The 18,328-nt window shown below is 70.2% G+C and carries 15 protein-coding genes; 6 read left to right on the top strand and 9 right to left on the bottom strand.

All coding sequences use genetic code 11. The features are described from left to right. Positions 1-18: 18 nt before the first annotated feature. The 4 genes from HQ308_RS01330 to aspS are packed head-to-tail and all read right to left on the bottom strand — an operon-like array spanning position 19 to position 6,395. Entirely contained in the window at positions 19-921 is a 903-nt protein-coding gene (locus HQ308_RS01330; RefSeq protein WP_222645254.1) for a transglutaminase family protein, read from the bottom strand. Next, positions 918-3,545, bottom strand: coding sequence for a circularly permuted type 2 ATP-grasp protein (locus HQ308_RS01335; RefSeq protein ID WP_308115640.1), 2,628 nt, complete (start codon positions 3,543-3,545; stop codon positions 918-920). The genes HQ308_RS01330 and HQ308_RS01335 overlap by 4 nt, the downstream gene beginning before the upstream one ends. Before the next feature lie 56 nt (positions 3,546-3,601). Then, positions 3,602-4,525, bottom strand: coding sequence for a DUF389 domain-containing protein (locus HQ308_RS01340; RefSeq protein WP_056444744.1), 924 nt, complete (start codon positions 4,523-4,525; stop codon positions 3,602-3,604). Positions 4,526-4,574: 49 nt separating this feature from the next. Beyond that, entirely contained in the window at positions 4,575-6,395 is a 1,821-nt protein-coding gene (gene aspS, locus HQ308_RS01345; RefSeq protein WP_222645255.1) for an aspartate--tRNA ligase, read from the bottom strand. A 144-nt stretch (positions 6,396-6,539) separates the two neighbouring features. Between aspS and HQ308_RS01350 the strand changes: the two genes are divergently transcribed. Both HQ308_RS01350 and HQ308_RS01355 read left to right on the top strand, forming a co-directional pair. Next, the gene (locus tag HQ308_RS01350) at positions 6,540-7,457 is read left to right on the top strand and encodes a neutral zinc metallopeptidase (protein ID WP_027505242.1); all 918 of its coding nucleotides are present in this window, start codon (positions 6,540-6,542) and stop codon (positions 7,455-7,457) included. 41 nt (positions 7,458-7,498) lie between these two features. Beyond that, positions 7,499-8,278, top strand: a complete 780-nt coding sequence (locus HQ308_RS01355; RefSeq protein ID WP_222631021.1) for an MBL fold metallo-hydrolase — start codon at positions 7,499-7,501, stop codon at positions 8,276-8,278. Positions 8,279-8,287: 9 nt separating this feature from the next. On the opposite strand, the gene HQ308_RS01360 is transcribed toward HQ308_RS01355, so the two are convergent. Continuing rightward, positions 8,288-9,325 (bottom strand): Rv2578c family radical SAM protein, encoded by a 1,038-nt coding sequence (locus tag HQ308_RS01360; protein WP_056444753.1) that lies wholly within the window; start codon positions 9,323-9,325, stop codon positions 8,288-8,290. Positions 9,326-9,449: 124 nt separating this feature from the next. On the opposite strand from HQ308_RS01360, the gene HQ308_RS01365 reads away from it, so the two are divergent. From HQ308_RS01365 to HQ308_RS01375, 3 genes are all read left to right on the top strand, one after another. Then, positions 9,450-10,715 carry an FAD-binding domain-containing protein gene (locus HQ308_RS01365; RefSeq protein WP_222645256.1) on the top strand — a complete coding sequence of 422 codons (1,266 nt, stop codon included), beginning with the start codon at positions 9,450-9,452 and terminating at the stop codon, positions 10,713-10,715. A gap of 99 nt (positions 10,716-10,814) precedes the next feature. Further along, positions 10,815-11,318, top strand: a complete 504-nt coding sequence (locus HQ308_RS01370; RefSeq protein ID WP_222645257.1) for a DUF3237 domain-containing protein — start codon at positions 10,815-10,817, stop codon at positions 11,316-11,318. Positions 11,319-11,321: 3 nt separating this feature from the next. Next, complete coding sequence (locus HQ308_RS01375) at positions 11,322-12,005, top strand: TetR/AcrR family transcriptional regulator (RefSeq protein ID WP_222645258.1); 684 nt, start codon at positions 11,322-11,324, stop codon at positions 12,003-12,005. Here the strand turns inward: HQ308_RS01375 and HQ308_RS01380 are convergent. From HQ308_RS01380 to HQ308_RS01390, 3 genes are read right to left on the bottom strand one after another with little or no spacing between them, the layout of a single operon-like run. Then, positions 11,995-12,621: a hypothetical protein gene (locus HQ308_RS01380; protein ID WP_027505236.1), complete on the bottom strand. Its 627-nt coding sequence runs from the start codon at positions 12,619-12,621 to the stop codon at positions 11,995-11,997. The two genes, HQ308_RS01375 and HQ308_RS01380, sit on opposite strands and share 11 nt — an antisense overlap. Before the next feature lie 2 nt (positions 12,622-12,623). Next, entirely contained in the window at positions 12,624-13,913 is a 1,290-nt protein-coding gene (hisS, locus tag HQ308_RS01385) for a histidine--tRNA ligase (protein ID WP_222645259.1), read from the bottom strand. Beyond that, positions 13,910-14,578 carry an MBL fold metallo-hydrolase gene (locus HQ308_RS01390; protein WP_222645260.1) on the bottom strand — a complete coding sequence of 223 codons (669 nt, stop codon included), beginning with the start codon at positions 14,576-14,578 and terminating at the stop codon, positions 13,910-13,912. Before HQ308_RS01390 ends, hisS begins: the two co-directional genes overlap by 4 nt. 191 nt (positions 14,579-14,769) lie before the next feature. Between HQ308_RS01390 and HQ308_RS01395 the strand changes: the two genes are divergently transcribed. Next, a complete protein-coding gene (locus HQ308_RS01395; protein ID WP_027505233.1) occupies positions 14,770-15,642 on the top strand; it encodes a peptidylprolyl isomerase in 873 nt (290 codons plus the stop codon). Positions 15,643-15,740: 98 nt separating this feature from the next. On the opposite strand, the gene HQ308_RS01400 is transcribed toward HQ308_RS01395, so the two are convergent. Continuing rightward, entirely contained in the window at positions 15,741-18,242 is a 2,502-nt protein-coding gene (locus HQ308_RS01400) for a bifunctional (p)ppGpp synthetase/guanosine-3',5'-bis(diphosphate) 3'-pyrophosphohydrolase (protein WP_307108829.1), read from the bottom strand. Positions 18,243-18,328 lie beyond the last annotated feature (86 nt).

Genomic DNA, 18,328 nt, shown 5'->3' on the forward strand with positions numbered 1-18,328 from the left:
GAGAGGCAAGATCCGAGGTCAGACGGCTCGGACGATCGGCGCGACGTCGACCGACACGGCGATGCGGCTCCCCGCCGACTCCGTGTAGATGATGCCGCGCAGCGGAGGGACGTCGTCGTAGTCACGGCCCCACGCCACCGTCACGTAGCGCTCGTCCACCCACTGGTCGTTGGTCGGGTCGAAGGCCAGCCACGAGCCGTCCGGTGACCGCACCGCCGCCCAGGCGTGGGTGGCGTCCACACCCACCATGCGTTCCTTGCCCGGCGGCGGTCGAGTCGCGAGGTAGCCGGAGACGTAGCGCGCGGCGAGGCCGTGCGAGCGCAGGCACGCGACGGCGACCCGCGCGAAGTCCTGACACACACCGGTCCGGGCGGCGAGGACGTCCGCGACGGTCGTCGAGATGGTCGTCGACCCCGACAGGTAGGCGAAGTCGGTGTGGATCCGGTGGTTCAGGTCGAACACCGCCTCCACCAACGGGCGGCCCTCGGTCAGCGAGAGCGCGGCGTACTCGTGCACCTCGTCGGTGATCTCCGGTGGCACGAGATCGAGCACGAAGTCGACGTCCAGGGCCCCGTCGACCCCGGTGGGACGAGCACTCTCCCACGCCGTCGTCGCAGCCCGGGTGGTGAGGCGAGCGGGGTCGGGAGGGTCCACGGCGACCAGGGCGCGCGCGGTCACGCACAACCGGTCGTGATCGGTGGTGACGTGGAAGTAGACGTCCTCGTTCCCGAAGAGGTCGACACCGGTGGACCGGTCGGTCGGCGTCGGCGTCACGGTGACGGAGGCGTCGAGACACCACTGCTCCGAGGTCGAGCGCGGGAAGAGGTGGCCGCGGCCGTACGACGACGACACGGTGCCCTGATAGACGTACTCGGTGCGGTGGGTGATGGCGTACCACCGCGCACCCTCGTGATCGGTCACGACAACACCCGTCCGCCGCCGCGTCCCCACAACGGCTGCGTGCCGCCGGGCAGCGTCAGGTGCGCCGCGGTGATCGACTCGGAGAGGTCGAGCAGATCGGTGTGCACCGACCGGACGACGTCGTCGAACTCCGATCGGGTCCCGGTGGCGTCGACGTCCTCGAGATCGGACGGGTCGACTCGGCGCAGCGTCGCGACGATGCGCTCGAGCGCCCGATCGGTGCGGGAGGTCCCCGTCGACCCGGGCAGCGACGCCAGGTTCACCGCTGCTCGTTCCACCGAGTGGATGACCGAGCGCGGGTTGCCGCCGTCGAAGAGCACGAGCTCGGCCACGGCGCCCACCTCGGGAGCACCGCGATAGCGGCGCCGGTAGGTGACCGACGAGTCGGCGGCGTTCAGCACCGCCCCGAGCACGGCCTGCTCGACGGCCGGTGGGCGTGCGGTGCCCACGGTCTCGGCGAGCAGGGCGGTGATCTGCAGAGCGCGCTCGATGCGCTTGCCCGTGTCCATGAGGAACCAGCCCGGATCGTGCACCATCGACTCGGCCGACAGACCGGCGACGGCGAGCATCGACCCCACGACACGGCTCTGCGTCGACCAGAGCCCCGCCTCGTCGGACACCGGCGACGCCGCACACTCGGCGAGCGCGGTGTCGAGCCGGTTGAACACCGCCCAGGTGTCCTCGCCCAGCTGATCCCGCACCGCGCGGGCACACGTCTGCAACGCCGCCACGGCGTGCGCGAGCGAACCGGTGCGCCGCGTCCGCACCGTCAGCGACCGGAACTCCGCGAGCAGGTCCGACCGCGTGGTCGCGGCGCGGAACCCCGGCGCCGTCGCGGTCACCGCGGTCACCGCGTCGAGCACCACGGCCAGGGCGACGTCCGTGTCGGACCGCGCCTGCTCCCCGAACGGCGTCTCGCCGCGATGATCGCGGACCATCTGGTTCGCGGCCACCAGCAGGCGGGCCGTCGCCTCGGCACGCTCGCCGTAGCGACCCATCCAGTACAGGTCGTCGAGCACACGCGGCGTACTCACCGAGTCGATGACACGGGGACGGCGTCCACCCATCGGACGCGGTGCGTCGACGGCGCTCGACACGTCCGGCTGATCCGACCGGCCGCGACGCTGGGCCAGCACCCACACGTCCTTGGCAGCGGTCGTGGCCATGGGCTCCGACGGCGGATCCGTGACCAACACCTGGGCGAGACCGCCCGTCATCGGGGTGTAGCCCCGGCGCCCGGCCACGTCGAACAGTCGGATGCCGACGGGCCTCGGCAGCACGGCGGCGTCGTGCCGGCGATGACCGACCGGCCCGACGGGCGACGTCGCCAGGTCCGGTATCGCCCGCGCCGCCCACCCCGTCGGGTCCGCCCCGATCCGCCGCACCAGTTCGTCCCGTTCGCGCATGGACAGCGCGGGACCGACGACGCTCTCGTGCGAGCCGATCGCGTACACCACGAGCGAACCGATACGAGAGACGATGTGCGACAGGCCGTGTGGATCCCCCGCCCAGAAGGCCGGGACCGAGTCGAGCAGGGGCTCCTCCCCGAGCAGCGCCCGGCCCAGCTCCGGCAGCCGTCCGAACAGCGCCGCGTTCTCGAGGACGCCGCTGCCGATCGTGTTGACCACGGTGACGGCTCCGCGCCGCGCGACCTCGAGCAGTCCCACGACACCGAGGCGTGACTCGGGGCGCAGATCGAGCGGATCCACGTAGTCGTCGTCGACACGGCGCACCACGACGTCGACGCGGCGCAGGGTGCCGAGCGAGCGCATCCACAGGGCGCCGTCGCGGACGACCAGATCAGCGGACTCGACCAAGGGGAATCCGAGCACCGAGGCGAGATGCGCCTGGTCGAACGCCGTCTCCGACCAGACACCGGGACTGAGCACCACCACGAGCGGGTTCTCGGCGGCGGCAGGCGCCACCTCGACGAGGGCCACGCGCATCGCACCGACGTAGGTGCTCGCGGGACGGGGCGCCACCCGGCCGAAGACAGCCGGTACCGCACGCGCGACGATCGACCGGTCCGCCAGGGCGTAGCCGGCGCCCGACGGTGCCTGAGTGCGGTCGGAGAGGACTCGGAACTCGCCGTCGGTGCATCGGGCGATGTCCGCCGCGTGGAAGAACAGCTGATGTGGGCCGGGGATGGTGATGCCGTGCGCGGCTCGGAGATAGCCGCGATGCCGGAAGACGATCTCCGGCGGCAGCAGACCGCGGCGGATCAGGGTGCGCTCGCCGTACAGATCGGTGAGCACCGCGTCGAGGATGCGCGAGCGTTGCAGCATGCCGGCCTCGAGCCGGTCCCAGTCCGGCGCCGACACCACCGTCGGCACCACGTCGAGCTCCCACCGCGCACCGGACTGCGTCGACGACGGCGATTCGGACGACGCGTCCGCCGTGTCGTTGTAGGTGATGCCGGAGTCGTCCACCAGACGGCCCACGCGCAACTGTGCGGCGGCGAGATCAGCCGGGGTCACGTCCTCGGCGCCGGGGAGGGCCGCCCAGCGCTCTCGTAGCCGCGGACCACCGTCGACGGCGTTCTCCACGAGGTCGTCGTGGCCGTCCGGACGGATCTCGTCGAGGTACGCCGCGAGCACGGGAGATGTGGCCTCACCCTGCTGCACGCAACTCCCCCTCCGCAGACGACCGGCACCGCGCTCGGCGCACGTCCGCGAGAAATCTACCTGTCCGCCTGTGCCCGAGCCGATCGCCGGTGCAGGGAGAGCACGAAGGTCGCCGCGACGACGATGCCGAGGAGGTTGATACCCAGCTGTCCTGCGGACAGAGCGGCGATGCGCCAGCTCCCCACCGTGGCCGCGACGACGGCGAAACCTGCTGCCGGAACGGTGGTCACGGAGATGAAGACCCCGACCAGGGCGGCCGATTTCGCCGACACGAGCGCGAGCATGCCGGCGGCGCCGGCGAGCAGAGCCACGACGAGAGAGAACGGACCCACCTGGTAGATGAAGTCGACCTGCTGCAGGTCGTCCATCGCCTCCGGTCGGATCCATCCGAGGGCCTCGGCCCCGAACGCCCCCAGCGCCGTGATGACCATCGCGGTCGGGAAACCCACGAGCAGCGCCAGCAACGATCGACGGATCAGTGATCGCTGACGACGCACGAGGCCGACCGACAGCGCTGCCAGCGGACCGAACTCGGGTCCCACCACCATCGCACCGACGATGGTGACCGGCGAGTCGGTCACGACGCCGATGGCCGCCAGCAGCAGCGCGATGGTCAGGAAGGCGACGAACGTCAGGGTGAGGGACGATTCTTCCCGCGTACGTCCGACCAGTTCGTCCCAGACGATCGAGTCGTCCGGGTCACCGGGCGCGTCCTGTTCCGCGGTGCGCGCCGCGTCCGACAGCACCGTCTCCACGGGTTGCATGGTGATGGCTCCGTCGTGGGTCAGGCGCAGCGAACGCAGACCGTCGAGAACCTGATTCGCGCACTCCCGCACGACGACGGCGTCCACGACGTCGCCCTCCGGGCGCACGGCGGCACCGCGCAGAACGACGACGTGAGCGACGCCGGGAGTCTCGTCGAGCACCCGCAGCACCTCGTCGGTCCGGTCCGCCGGACTGACGACCCTGAGGTTCTGCATGCACTCTCCGTCCGCGCGTCGTCGACGCGTGAACGGCGACGCCTCGACCCTAGGTCGTGGGGCCCTCCGACGCGGGCTTCTCGCCCGATGCGCCACCCGGCGTCTGACGAGGAACCGGCTTCGCGTCGATACCCGACTCCTTGCGCTGCGCCGGGGTGATCGGAGCCGGCGCGTCGGTCAGCGGATCGACGCCGCCGCCCGACTTCGGGAATGCGATGACCTCACGGATGGAGTCCACTCCGGCCAGCAGGGCCGTGATGCGGTCCCAGCCGAAGGCGATACCGCCGTGGGGCGGCGCACCGAAGGCGAAGGCGTCGAGGAGGAAGCCGAACTTCTCCTGCGCCTGCTCCGCGTCGATGCCCATGATCGCGAAGACACGCTCCTGGATGTCCTTGCGGTGGATACGGATCGAGCCCCCGCCGATCTCGTTGCCGTTGCAGACGATGTCGTACGCGTAGGCCAGGGCGTTGCCGGGGTCGGTGTCGAAGGTGTCGATCGACTCGGGCTTCGGCGAGGTGAAGGCGTGGTGCACGGCGGTCCACGAGCCGGAACCCACGGCGACGTCGCCGCTGGCGGTGGCATCGGACGTCGGCTCGAACAGCGGCGCGTCGACGATCCAGACGAAGGCCCACTCGTTCTCGTCGATGAGGCCCTGCTTGCGGGCGATCTCGCCGCGGGCGGCACCGAGCAGTGCGCGCTGCGCCTTGGCGGGGCCGGCCGCGAAGAAGACGCAGTCACCGGGCTTCGCGCCGACGTGGGCGGCGAGTCCGTCGCGCTCGGCGTCCGACAGGTTCTTGGCGACGGGACCACCGAGGGTGCCGTCCTCCTGGACCAGGACGTACGCGAGGCCCTTGGCGCCGCGCTGCTTCGCCCAGTCCTGCCACGCGTCGAGCTGACGACGCGGCTGCGACGCACCGCCCGGCATGACGACGGCGCCGACGTACGGCGCCTGGAAGACGCGGAACGGCGTCTCGGCGAAGTACTCGGTGCACTCCACGAGCTCGACGCCGAAGCGGAGATCGGGCTTGTCGGAACCGAAGCGGCGCATCGCGTCCGCGTAGGTCATGCGCGGGATGGGTGTGGTGATCTCGTGGCCGATCAGGTTCCACAGCGAGGTGAGGATCTCCTCGGCGAGGACGATGACGTCGTCCTGCGTGACGAAGCTCATCTCGACGTCGAGCTGAGTGAACTCCGGCTGCCGGTCGGCGCGGAAGTCCTCGTCCCGGTAGCAGCGGGCGATCTGGTAGTACCGCTCGATGCCGCCGACCATGAGCAACTGCTTGAACAGCTGCGGGCTCTGCGGGAGTGCGTAGAAGCTTCCCGGCTGGAGTCGCGCGGGAACCAGGAAGTCGCGGGCACCCTCGGGGGTCGAGCGTGTCAGCGTGGGCGTCTCCACCTCGACGAATTCGTGGTGGGCCAGGACGGACCGTGCCGCCGCGTTGACCTTCGAGCGCAGTCGGATCGCATGACCGGGTCCGGCGCGACGCAGGTCCAGGTAGCGGTACTTGAGCCGCGCTTCCTCGCCCGGAGTCTCGTCCAGCTGGAACGGCAGCGGCGCGCTCTCGCCCAACACCTCCAGCTCGGTCACGTTCACCTCGACGGCGCCCGTCTGGATCTCGTGGTTCTGGTTGCCCTCGGGGCGGAGCTCGACGATGCCGGTGATCTTGACGCAGAACTCCGACCGCAGGCGGTGCGACTGCTCGGCCGCCGGACCGTCGCGGAACACGGCCTGGACCACTCCGGAGGCGTCACGCAGGTCGATGAAGATGACTCCGCCGTGATCGCGCCGTCGAGCGACCCAACCGGTCAGGGTGACGTGTCGGTCCGCGTGCTCGGCTCGAAGCGAACCGGCGAGGTGCGTGCGCAGCACAGGAGTCCTTCCAGAAGTAGACGAATACAGCTGGTGATCCTACGGACCATTCGAGCCCACCCCGACGCCGGGAGAAACAGCGCTGTGTCGGTGGTGGCCACGTGCGAAGCTGTGAGCCGCACACGCCGACGAAAGTGGTGACTCATGACGTTCGACCCCGACGCCAGGATCGACTCCTCCCGGGTTCGACGGTCCTCCGGTGGCCGCGGCAAGGGCATCGCCGTCGGCGGCGGTCTCGGCGGCATCGTCATCGTGGTGATCACCCTGCTGCTCGGCGGCGATCCGTCGTCGGTGATCGGGCAGCTCGGCGGCGGTGAGGCCACGTCGCAGGACTCGGGCAGCGGCGCCATCGAGAACTGCGACACCGGGGCCGACGCCAACGCGAACGTCGACTGCCGGGTCACGGCCACCGTGAACAGTCTCGATCAGGTGTGGGACGCCGAGCTGGCGGCGCAGACGGGCGTGCCGTACGAGCGCCCCGAGGTCGACATCTTCTCCGGTCAGGTCTCCACCGGGTGCGGCGCCGCGACGTCCGACGTCGGCCCGTTCTACTGCCCCGCCGACTCCACCGCGTACTTCGACACCGGATTCTTCCAGGTGCTCGTCGACCAGTTCGGTTCCAGCGGCGGCCCGCTCGCGCAGGAATACGTCGTGGCCCACGAGTTCGGCCATCACATCCAGAACCAGCTGGGCGACATCGGCCGGGCGCAGGCCGACCCGAACGGACCCGAGTCCGGCGCCGTGCGCACCGAGCTCCAGGCCGACTGCTACGCCGGCGTGTGGGCGAACAAGGCCGACGACGTTCCCGCACCCGGCAGTTCCGAGCCGCTGCTCGATCCGCTCACCGACCAGGACGTGTCCGACGCGTTGTCGGCCGCGTCGTCCGTCGGCGACGACCGGATCCAGCAGGCCTCGACGGGCCGCGTGAACCCGGAGGGCTGGACCCACGGCTCGTCCGACCAGCGACAGGCGTGGTTCGACGCCGGCTACCGCACGGGAGCTGTCGCCGCCTGCAACACCTACGACGCGTCGGATCTGAACGACCCGTCGTCCGTCCGCTGATGTCGTCCCGCACGGAGCTGCCGGTCTGTGAGACGTGTGGCGTGCAGTTCGACCGCGTCGATCCGGACGAGTGCCCGATCTGCACCGACGAGCGCCAGTACGTCGGACGCGGCGGCCAGCGGTGGACCACCGTCGCCGAGGTGTCGGCGTCGCACCGGACCGTGGTGCGCGAGGAGTACCCGGGCCTGTGGGGCATCGGCACCGAGCCGACCTTCGCGATCGGTCAACGCGCGCTGCTGGTCCCCGGCGACGGCGGAAACCTGCTGTGGGACAGCATCACCACGATCGACGACGCCGCGATCGCCCGTGTCACCGAACTGGGCGGCGTGTCGGCCGTCGCTCTGTCCCACCCGCACTACTACAGCGCGATGGTCGAGTGGAGCGAGGCCTTCGGCGACGTGCCGATCTACGTGCACGAGTCCGACCGTGCGTGGCTGCCCCGCGCCGGCAACATCCGCACGTGGTCGGGCGACTCCCTGGAGATACTGCCGGGGCGGACGCTGATCAACACCCGGGTGCACTTCGCGGGCGGTTCGGTGCTGCACTGGCCGGGCACCGACGGCCGCGGCGCGCTGTGCACCGGGGACATCGTCCAGGTGGTGTCCGACCGCCGATGGGTCTCGTTCATGTACAGCTACCCCAACCTGATCCCCGAACATCCCGACACGATCCGCCGGACGGTCGCCCTCCTCGAGAACGTGGCCTTCGAGCGCATCGTCGGGGCGTGGTGGGACCGGGTCGTCGAAGAGGACGCTCACGGCGCGGTGGTCCGCTCGGCTCGGCGCTACCTCGAGCACATCGGCGTGACCCCCGGCTTCTGACCGGTCGACTCAGAACAGGGTCATCGCTGGTTCCGGAGCGGGTTCCGCGGGAGCTGCCCTGGCCACACGCCGCGCACCGGCCGGATCGAGCCCCGTCAGAGAGTGCTTCTCCCGCAACGGTTCCACCTTGTCGCGGAGCCACTGCTTGTATTCCGGGCTGACGTACGCCCCGCGTCCGTAGAGCACCCGATAGCGGCGCACGAGAGCCGGATGATGCTCGGCGAGCCAGCTCATGAACCACTCCTTGGTGCTGGACCGCAGATGCATCGGCAGCGCGGTCACACCGGTCGCGCCCGCCTCCTCGAGAGCCGCCATCAGGGCGCCGAGGTGTTTGGGACTGTCGGTCAGGAACGGGATGACGGGCGCGATGAGCACGTGGCACGACAGACCCGCGTCCGTGATGGCCCGGATCATGTCGAGGCGAGCGCGCGGTGACGGCGCCCCCGGCTCGAGGGACTTCTGCAGATCCTCGTCGTGAAAGGCGAGACTGACACTCACCTGCACGTTCACCTGCTGAGCGGCGAGGGTCAGCAGCGGCAGATCCCGTCGCAGCAGCGTGCCCTTGGTCAGAATCGAGAACGAGGTGCCGGACTCGGTGAGCGCCCGGATGATGCCCGGCATGAGCTCGTAGCGACCCTCCGCGCGCTGGTACGGGTCGGTATTGGTGCCCAGGGCGACCGGGTCACGTTTCCACGAGGCGCGGGCGAGCTCCTTGCGCAGCACCGAGACGATGTTGGTCTTGACCACGATCTGCGAGTCGAAGTCGCGGCCCGCATCGAGGTCGAGGTACTCGTGGGTGGGCCGGGCGAAGCAGTAGCGGCACGCGTGCGAGCACCCGCGCGCGGGGTTGATGGTCCAGCGGAACGGCAGCGCCGATTCCTCGGGCACCCGGTTGAGGGCGCTCTTGCAGAGCACCTCGTGGAAGGTGACGCCCTCGAACTCGGGCGTGCGGACGGTGCGGACCAGACCGGCACGCACCAGCCCGGTGCGCTCGAGGCCGGGAAGCGCCCCGTCGGGAGCGTCGAGTGTCTGACCGTCCCACCGCATGACCCCTCCTGTTCTCCGGCGACCCCGGCACACCGATGCCTCGAACACACGATCGATCGACGAATCGCAGACAGTCGAACATCCGTTCTATCGAGGTGTCAACTCTTCGGTAGTGTCGGTCGACATGGCCCTCCTCCCGTCTCCCCCGTCACCTGCTGACGGCGCCCGGTCCGACGATGTCGTCGCCTGGGTCGCCGAGCACCTCGGTGACCTCACCCTCGAAGAGCCCGAGGAGATCCGGGCGGGCGGTCTGCGCGGCGGACAGTCGGCAGCCGACGCCGCTCTCGCGAGCCTGGACATCACGGGCTACGCCCGGTCCCGCAGCACGGTGGAACCGCCGTCGCGGCGCGGGGCGAGTCGCATGTCGCCGTACATCCGGCACGGCCTGCTCACGCTGAGCGAGGTGTGGGACGCGGTGGCGGACGCGCCGACCCGGGACCGGTCTCGTTACCGCGACGAGTTGCTGTGGCAGGAGTACGCCCGCCACCTGTACGCACGGGTGGGCTCGCGCCTGGGGGCGTCACTCACGCGCGAGCAGCCCCGTCCAGCCGTCTCGGCGCACGACACCTGGTCCGACGATCCGTGGCCGACCCGGATGCGCTGCATGGAGTCCGTCGTCGACGAGCTGCATGAGGACGGGTGGCTGGTGAACCAGACGCGCATGTGGCTGGCGTCGCAGTGGGCCGTGCGGGCCGGCGCGACATGGCGGGACGGCGAGGACGAGATGTTCACCCATCTCCTCGACGGCTCGAGGGCGGCCAACCGACTCGGCTGGCAGTGGACCGTCGGTACCGGCAGCGGCAAGGTCTACGGGTTCAGTCGCTGGCAGGTGGAGAAACGCGCACCCAGCCTGTGCCGATCGTGCGCGCTGTCGTCAGCGTGTCCCATTCAGGACTGGCCGACGGCCGCTCTCGGCCCGTCGGTCGACGGACCGAGCCTGGCCACCGGCGACACCCCAGCCGGCCCCGCGGACACCGTGGGTGAGGACGGTGACGAGGTGTGGCTGACGGCGGAGTCGCTCGGCAGCGCGGATCCGGCCCTCACGGCCGACGACGCCCGCCCCGCGGTGTTCGTGTTCGACGAGCCGCTGCTCCGACGGTTGCAATTGTCCGGCAAGCGACTGGTCTTCCTCGCCGAGACACTCGGCGAGCTCGCCGCCGTCCGGCCTCTGGAGGTACGGCGCGGACGGGTCACCGAGGAGCTCGCCGGACGGCGCCTCGCCGCGACCCACGCCCCGGTACCGGGGTGGGCACGCATCGCGGCCGCCCTCGATCCGGTGGAGGTGCACCCGTGGCCGTGGTTGGTGCGTCCGACCCGATCGTCGGTGCGGTCGTTCAGTGCGTGGCGCCGGGCGTCGGAGCGGGGAGGGCGGAGCCCGGCCGGGAAGTAGGCGGGGAGGCCGGAGGCCGGCCGGGAAGTAGGCGGGGAGGGCGGAGCCCGGCCGAAAGTCGGCAGGAGGGCACCAGGTGGATCGGATACGGTCGAGCGCGTGACCGAACCCACGGACCCGTCCGCGTCGATCGAACCGACCGCTCCCACGCTCGAGCCGCTGCTGCGCATCGTGTTGCGCACCGCGGATCCGGTGCAGCTCGGCGACACTCCCGTCGGCGCGGAGTCCGTGGCACCCGTCGTGGGTGGTGTGCTGAGTGGGCCCGGGGTCGACGCCGTCGTCCGCGCCGTCGGTGCCGAGCACGCCCACGTCCGAGCGGACGGATCGACCACGTACTCCACCGACCTGTTGGCCGACGTCGAGTCGGACGACCCGGGCGCCGTGATGCGGTTGACGCTGAACTCCGTCCGTTTCGGATCGGCCGAGGTCGTCGAGGCCCTCGATCGCGGGGAGGACGTGGAGTCCGCGCTCTACTACTTCCGCGGCACCCTCACGGTGTCCACGTCGATCCGGACGCTCGCCTACCTGAACAGGGCCGTGATCGTCACCTCCGGCTCGCGTCAGGGCACCCAGTCCGTGGTCGACGCGTTCCTGGTCACGTAGTCGATGACCACCACCGGTGCCGGGCGTCCCAGGCTCACCACCCGTAAGCGACCGGGAGCCACGGCGCGGGAGGAGATCCTCGACGCGGCTGCGGAGTTGTTCACGACGCGGGGTGTCACCAGCACCTCCACCCGCATGATCGCCGACGCGGTCGGGGTCCGGCAGGCGTCGCTGTACCACCACTTCGCCACCAAGGACGACATGCTCGCGGCGCTGCTGGTGGGAACCGTCGACGCACCCCTGGCCTGTGCGCAGGCGCTGCGTGACGCCGCGGCCGACGCTCCGAGCGCGCTGTATGCCCTGGTGTGGTTCGACGCGGACCAGCTCATGACCTCGCGATGGAACCTCGGCGCCCTGTACCTCGTCCCCGAACTGCGCAGCGCACGGTTCGAACAGTTCCGCACTCGTCGCTCCGACCTCATGGCGCTCTACGCCTCGCTGTCGCGAGACGCTCTCGTCGACATCGGCACGCTGGTGGTCTCCGACGAACTCACACACCTCCCGTTCCGCATCGTCGAATCGGTGATCAGCGCCCGGTCCGATGCGGAATCGACGCGGCACTCCCTCGCGACGCCCGACACGATCGCCGACGCCGCGGTGCGCGTGCTGGGGTGGACGGGCTCGACGGCGTCGCTCCGTGACACGGCCACGACACTGCTCGACGCCGCTCGGCCGATCAGTCGGTGAGAGCCGCGACCTCGGCGTCGGTGAGCACGGTCGCCGGGGCTCGCCCGGACGTGCGGACCACGTCGATCGCCCGATAGAGCGGGCGCTCCGACAGCCCGGCCTCGCGGGCCTCGGCGCGAAGCTGGGTCACCAGTACCGACGACAGCGCCAGAGCCGACGCGAGCGGGGACGAGGCCAGTCCGTCCGCCACCGCGCGCAGCGCGATCGGCTGCAGTTCGCGGCCGCCGTCGGTCGTGTACATCGCCACGCCGACCGTGACGTCGCCGGACGAGTCGCCGACACGGATCAGCACCTGGCTGACGCGCGCGACCCGCACGAGGACCTCGACCTTCGTCGCGTCCGACAGGTTGACCCGTCGCACGCGGAACGACCCGCGCCGGCTCACCACACCGTGATCGATCCACACGCGTCTGCGGCCGCCCGACACGACGGCGAACCCTGCCGTGGCGACGAGCGCAGCTCCCAGAGCGACACCGACGTACGGCGAGATCAACAGTCCGGCGACGACACCGAGCACGGCACCGACCACGGCGAACACCGCACCGGCGACGCGGAGCCGCGGAACGATGAGCTCCGGCGGCACCAGATCGAGCGCCACCAGCCCTCTGTCGGCCATGGTCAGCTCACTGGCGACAGCGTGGCACGCACGCGAGCGGTGGCCTCGGACAGCGGGATCGACGACTGCTCGCCGGTCGCCAGGTCCTTGAGGCCGATCTCTCCGGCCTCGAGATCGCGATCACCGAGCACCAGCGCGAGGCGGGCACCGGAACGGTCGGCACCCTTCATGGCGCCCTTCATTCCGCGGTCGCCGTAGGAGAGGTCCACGCGGACGCCGGCGGCCCGAAGTTCCCGGGCGATCACCGCGAGACGCAGCTTGGCCTCCGGACCCATGGGCACGCCGTACACCTCGCACCGGGCCGTCGACGCGGGCGCGACGCCCTCGGCCGCGAGAGCGAGCACCGTGCGGTCCACGCCGAGACCGAAACCGATGCCCGACAGGGGCTGCCCGCCGAGCTGCGCCATGAGGCCGTCGTACCGTCCACCGCCGCCGATGCCGGACTGCGCACCGAGACCGTCGTGGACGAATTCGAAGGTGGTCTTCGTGTAGTAGTCGAGACCGCGCACCATGCGCGGATTGACCACGTACGGCACGCCCATCGCGTCGAGATGGGCACGCACGGTGTCGAAGTGGACGCGAGCCGACTCCGACAGGTGGTCCATCATCAACGGTGCGTCGGCCGTCATCTCACGGACGTGCGGTCGCTTGTCGTCCAGGACGCGGAGCGGATTGATCTCGGCGCGGCGACGCGTGTCCTCGTCCAGCTCGAGACCGAACAGGAAGTCTTGCAACAGCTCCCGGTACTGCGGGCGGCAGGTCTCGTCACCGAGCGAGGTGAGCTCGAGCCGGAAACCGGTGAGACCGACGCTCCGGAAGCCACTGTCGGCCACGGCGATGACCTCGGCGTCGAGCGCAGGATCGTCGACCCCGATGGCCTCGACGCCGACCTGCTGCAGCTGCCGGTACCGACCGGCCTGGGGGCGCTCGTAGCGGAAGAACGGGCCGGAGTAACTGACCTTCACCGGGAGCGCTCCGCGGTCGAGACTGTGCTCGATGACCGCGCGCATCACGCCGGCGGTGCCCTCGGGACGCAGCGTGACACTGCGGTCACCCTTGTCGGCGAAGGTGTACATCTCCTTGCTCACCACGTCGGTGGACTCACCCACGCCGCGTGCGAACAGCGCCGTGTCCTCGAAGATGGGGAGCTCGATGTGGCCGTAGCCCGCGGCCCGGGCAGCGGCGGTGAGAGCGTCGCGCACGGCCACGAAGGTCGCGGAGTCGGGTGGCAGGTAGTCCGGGACGCCCTTGGGGGCGGCGAACGGCTGGATGCGTTGTGTGTCGCCGGTCATCGCACACCACCGAGTCCCACCAGGAACGGGTTGCTGCCGCGTTCCGCGCCGATGGTGGTGGACTCGCCGTGTCCGGGCAACACGGCGGTCTCGTCGTCGAGGCACAGCAGGTGCTCGGCGATCGAGGCGAGCAACTGCTCGTGATCGCCGCCGGGCAGATCGGAGCGACCGATCGATCCCGCGAAGAGCGTGTCCCCCGAGAAGATCACCTGCTGCTCGCCCCCGTCGAGACGGAAGACGACGGAGCCACGGGTGTGACCGGGCGTGTGCGCGACGGTGACACCGAGTCCGGCCACGTCGAGAACGTCGCCGTGCGCCAGTTCCACCACCGTCGAGGGCTCCTCGAAGGTGGAGTGCGCGATCAGCGGCGCCAGGACCGGGCCGATACCGGACGCCGGATCGGTGAGCATGTGGCGGTCGTCGGGATGCACGTACAGGGGAATGTCGAAGCGCGCGCACACCGGCGTCGCGTCCCACATGTGATCGAGGTGGCCGTGCGTGAGGAGCACTGCGTTGGGCGTCAGGCCCGCGTCGTCGAGGAACGAGTAGAGCGGCGCCGCGGCGTCCTGGCCGGGATCGACGACGATGCAGTCCGTCCCCTCGTCCCGACTGACGACGTAGCAGTTCGTCTGGAACATGCCGGCGGGGAATCCGGTGACACGCACAGTGAAGGACTCCTCATGCTTTGCGGCACAGCGATCCGCGATCGGACGAATGCCACCAGCGTAGGCGGTGCGACCGGGCGCCCCGGAACGTGGGGCAGGCACCTCGGCCGTCCACCGGGTCAGGTGCCTCTCAGGGAAGCCTGGCACACTTCTGCTGCTCACCCGCTCCAGCGAGAAGAGGAACGCCAACCGTGCCGACGAACGAACAACGACGTGACGCTGCCAAGCGCAAGCTCGAACGCCAGCTCGAGAACCGTGCCGCTCGGGCGCGACGACGCAAGCAGGCGACCATCGCCGCCGCCGTCATCGGACTGGTCGTCGTCATCGGCGGCGTCGCTGTCGCCATCGGTGTGACACGCGGCGACGACGACACCGCCGTCGAGGCCTCCGACTCCCCCACCAGCGAGAACGCGACCCCGGAGGGCATGCTGCCCGCCGGCCGCTCGGAACCGCTGCCCGAGACCGTGAGCTGCTCCTACCCTGCGGGCGGCACTGCCGCGAAGCCGGCGAACGCTCCGCAGACCGAGAACGTGCCCACCACGGACGACAACGTCAGCGTCAGCATGGACACCTCGCAGGGCCCGATCGGCCTGTCGCTCGACGCCACGAAGGCGCCCTGCACCGTGAACAGCTTCGCCTCGCTGGCCGGGCAGAACTACTACGACGCCACTCCCTGCCACCGTCTGACCACGGCCGACAGCCTGAAGGTCCTGCAGTGCGGTGACCCGACCGGCGCCGGAACGGGCGGCCCGGGCTACCAGTACGCCAACGAGTTCCCCACGGACCAGTACGCCGACGATCCGGCCGCGTTGCAGTCGCCCGTCCTGTACCCCCGCGGAACCATCGCGATGGCGAACGCCGGCGCCGACACCAACGGCAGCCAGTTCTTCCTCGTGTTCGGCGATTCGCAGCTGCCCCCGAACTACACGGTGTTCGGCACGATCGACGAGACCGGCCTCGCGACGCTCGACAAGATCGCCGCAGCGGGCGTCGAGGGTGGCGCGCAGGACGGTGCGCCGGCTCTCGCGACCACCCTGAACACGGTGCGGCTCGACCTGGCCTGACGGCTCACCCCGCACCCTCCCGCGAGTACGCCGACAGTGTCGTGATTCCGGACGGGATCACGACACGTCGGACGTACTCGCCGGGGGTGTGTCGAGGCCTAGGCCGCCGAGGTCAGGCGGTACACGTCGTACACGCCCTCGACGTTGCGCACCACGTTGAGCACGTGGCCCAGATGCTTGGGATCACCCATCTCGAAGGTGAACTTCGAGATGGCGACCCGATCGCCCGAGGTGGTCACCGACGCCGACAGGATGTTGACCTTCTCGTCGGCCAGCGCCTTCGTGACGTCGGAGAGCAGACGGTGGCGATCGAGTGCCTCGATCTGGATCGCGACGAGGAACACCGACGACGGCGACGGGGCCCACTCGACCTCGATCAGCCGCTCCGACTGCGTCTGCAGCGACCCGGCGTTGGTGCAATCGGTGCGGTGCACGCTCACCGAGCCACCGCGGGTGACGAAGCCCATGATGTCGTCTCCCGGCACCGGGGTGCAGCACTTCGCCAGCTTGGCGACGACGCCGTCCGCACCCGACACCATGACCCCTGCGTCGCCGACGCGGCGCGGACGGGTGGGAATGGTGGACGGGGTGGACCGCTCGGCCAGTTCCTCCTCGACATCGCCGACACCGCCGAGGTGAGCGACGAGACGCTGCACGACGTGCTGCGCCGAGACGTGGTTCTCCCCCACCGCGGTGTAGAGAGCCGAGACGTCGACATACCGCAGCTCGTGCGCGATGGCCGACATGGACTCGCCGTTCATCAAGCGCTGCAACGGAAGTCCCCCGCGCCGCACCTCCTTGGCGATGGCGTCCTTGCCGGCCTCGAGCGCTTCCTCGCGGCGTTCCTTGGCGAACCACTGGCGGATCTTTGTCTTCGCACGCGGCGACGCGACGAAGGTGGCCCAGTCGCGGCTCGGTCCGGCTGTCGGGGCCTTCGAGGTGAAGACCTCGACCACCTCGCCGTTGTCGAGCTGACGCTCCAGTGCGACGAGGCGCCCGTTGACGCGGGCACCGATGCACCGGTGCCCCACCTCGGTGTGCACGGCGTAGGCGAAGTCCACGGGACACGATCCGGCGGGCAGGGTCACCACGTCGCCCTTGGGGGTGAAGACGAAGATCTCCTTGACCGCGAGGTCGTACCGCAGCGACTCGAGGAACTCCCCCGGGTCCGCGGCCTCCCGCTGCCAGTCGAGCAGCTGGCGCATCCACGCCATGTCGTCGAGCTCGGTTGCGTCACCGGAGTGACGGCCCTTCGTCTCCTTGTATCGCCAGTGCGCGGCGATGCCGAACTCGGCGGTGCGATGCATGTCGCGGGTGCGGATCTGCACCTCGAGAGGCTTGCCCTCGGGACCGACGACCGTGGTGTGCAGCGACTGGTAGACCCCGTAGCGCGGCTGCGCGATGTAGTCCTTGAACCGTCCGGCCATCGGCTGCCACAGCGAGTGGACCACGCCGACGGCGGCGTAGCAGTCCCGGATCTCGTCGCACAGGATGCGCACGCCGACCAGATCGTGGATGTCGTCGAAGTCGCGGCCCTTGACGATCATCTTCTGGTAGATCGACCAGTAGTGCTTGGGCCGACCCTCGACCACGGCACTGATGCGGGAGGCCGACAGGGTCGCGTTGATCTCGGCGCGCACCTTGGCGAGGTAGGTGTCGCGTGACGGGGCCCGGTCGGCGACGAGGCGCACGATCTCGTCGTACTTCTTGGGGTGCAGGATCGCGAACGCGAGGTCCTCGAGCTCCCACTTGACCGTCGCCATGCCGAGGCGGTGCGCGAGCGGTGCGATGACCTCGAGGGTCTCCTTCGCCTTGCGCGCCTGCTTCTCCGGCGGCAGGAAGCGCATCGTACGCATGTTGTGCAGCCGGTCGGCCACCTTGATGACCAGCACCCGCGGATCTCGCGCCATCGCGATGATCATCTTGCGGATGGTCTCGCCCTCGGCGGCGGTGCCGAGCGCGACCTTGTCGAGCTTCGTCACGCCGTCGACGAGATGGGCGACCTCGTCGCCGAACTCGGTGCGCAGCTGGTCCAGCGAGTAGCCGGTGTCCTCGACGGTGTCGTGCAGCAGCGCCGCGACGAGCGTCGTGGTGTCCATTCCCAGCTCGGCCAGGATGTTGGCGACCGCGAGCGGGTGCGTGATGTACGGGTCACCCGACTTGCGCATCTGCGTTGCGTGCCGCTCGTCGGCCACGTCGTACGCGCGCTGCAGCAGCCCGAGGTCCGCCTTCGGGTACATCGACCGGTGGGTGCCGGCCAACGGCTCGAGCACCGGCTTGACCGCGGTGTTGCGCTGCGCGGTGATGCGGCGGGCCAGCCGCGCACGAACGCGCCGGGACGCGGACGACGGCGCAGTGGGGGTGGCGGAGGAGGGTGCCGGATCGGGCACTGGCTCCGCGGCGGGTGCGACCGGCTCCGGTGTCAGGGCATCGGTGCGCGCTGTCGGATCGGCAGGCTCCGCCCCGAAGGGCACGGGCTCCGTCGCGGCCTCGTCAGCCGCAGCGTCGGCAGGCAGGACGGCGTCGGACGGCAGCGACTCCCCCGCGGCAGGCGGCACTGCTGCGGACTCCTCGGCGGTACGACCGATGTATCGCGTCATGATCGACACCTCCTCAGCTGCTCGAGAGACCCGACTCTATCCGCCGTCACCGGAGCGCACAGCGCACGCCCTCACATCTTCTCGAG

Origin of the sequence: Rhodococcus sp. BP-241 (assembly GCF_019836145.1) — a bacterium.
In the GTDB taxonomy this organism is placed as follows: Bacteria; Actinomycetota; Actinomycetes; order Mycobacteriales; family Mycobacteriaceae; genus Rhodococcoides.

Coding starts and splice junctions, on each gene's coding strand:
- HQ308_RS01375 (WP_222645258.1), top strand. CDS start 11,322: ATGACCACCACCGGTGCCGGGCGTCCCAGGCTCACCACCCGTAAGCGA.
- HQ308_RS01380 (WP_027505236.1), bottom strand. CDS start 12,621: ATGGCCGACAGAGGGCTGGTGGCGCTCGATCTGGTGCCGCCGGAGCTC.
- HQ308_RS01400 (WP_307108829.1), bottom strand. CDS start 18,242: ATGACGCGATACATCGGTCGTACCGCCGAGGAGTCCGCAGCAGTGCCG.
- HQ308_RS01360 (WP_056444753.1), bottom strand. CDS start 9,325: ATGCGGTGGGACGGTCAGACACTCGACGCTCCCGACGGGGCGCTTCCC.
- HQ308_RS01350 (WP_027505242.1), top strand. CDS start 6,540: ATGACGTTCGACCCCGACGCCAGGATCGACTCCTCCCGGGTTCGACGG.
- HQ308_RS01365 (WP_222645256.1), top strand. CDS start 9,450: ATGGCCCTCCTCCCGTCTCCCCCGTCACCTGCTGACGGCGCCCGGTCC.
- HQ308_RS01340 (WP_056444744.1), bottom strand. CDS start 4,525: ATGCAGAACCTCAGGGTCGTCAGTCCGGCGGACCGGACCGACGAGGTG.
- hisS (WP_222645259.1), bottom strand. CDS start 13,913: ATGACCGGCGACACACAACGCATCCAGCCGTTCGCCGCCCCCAAGGGC.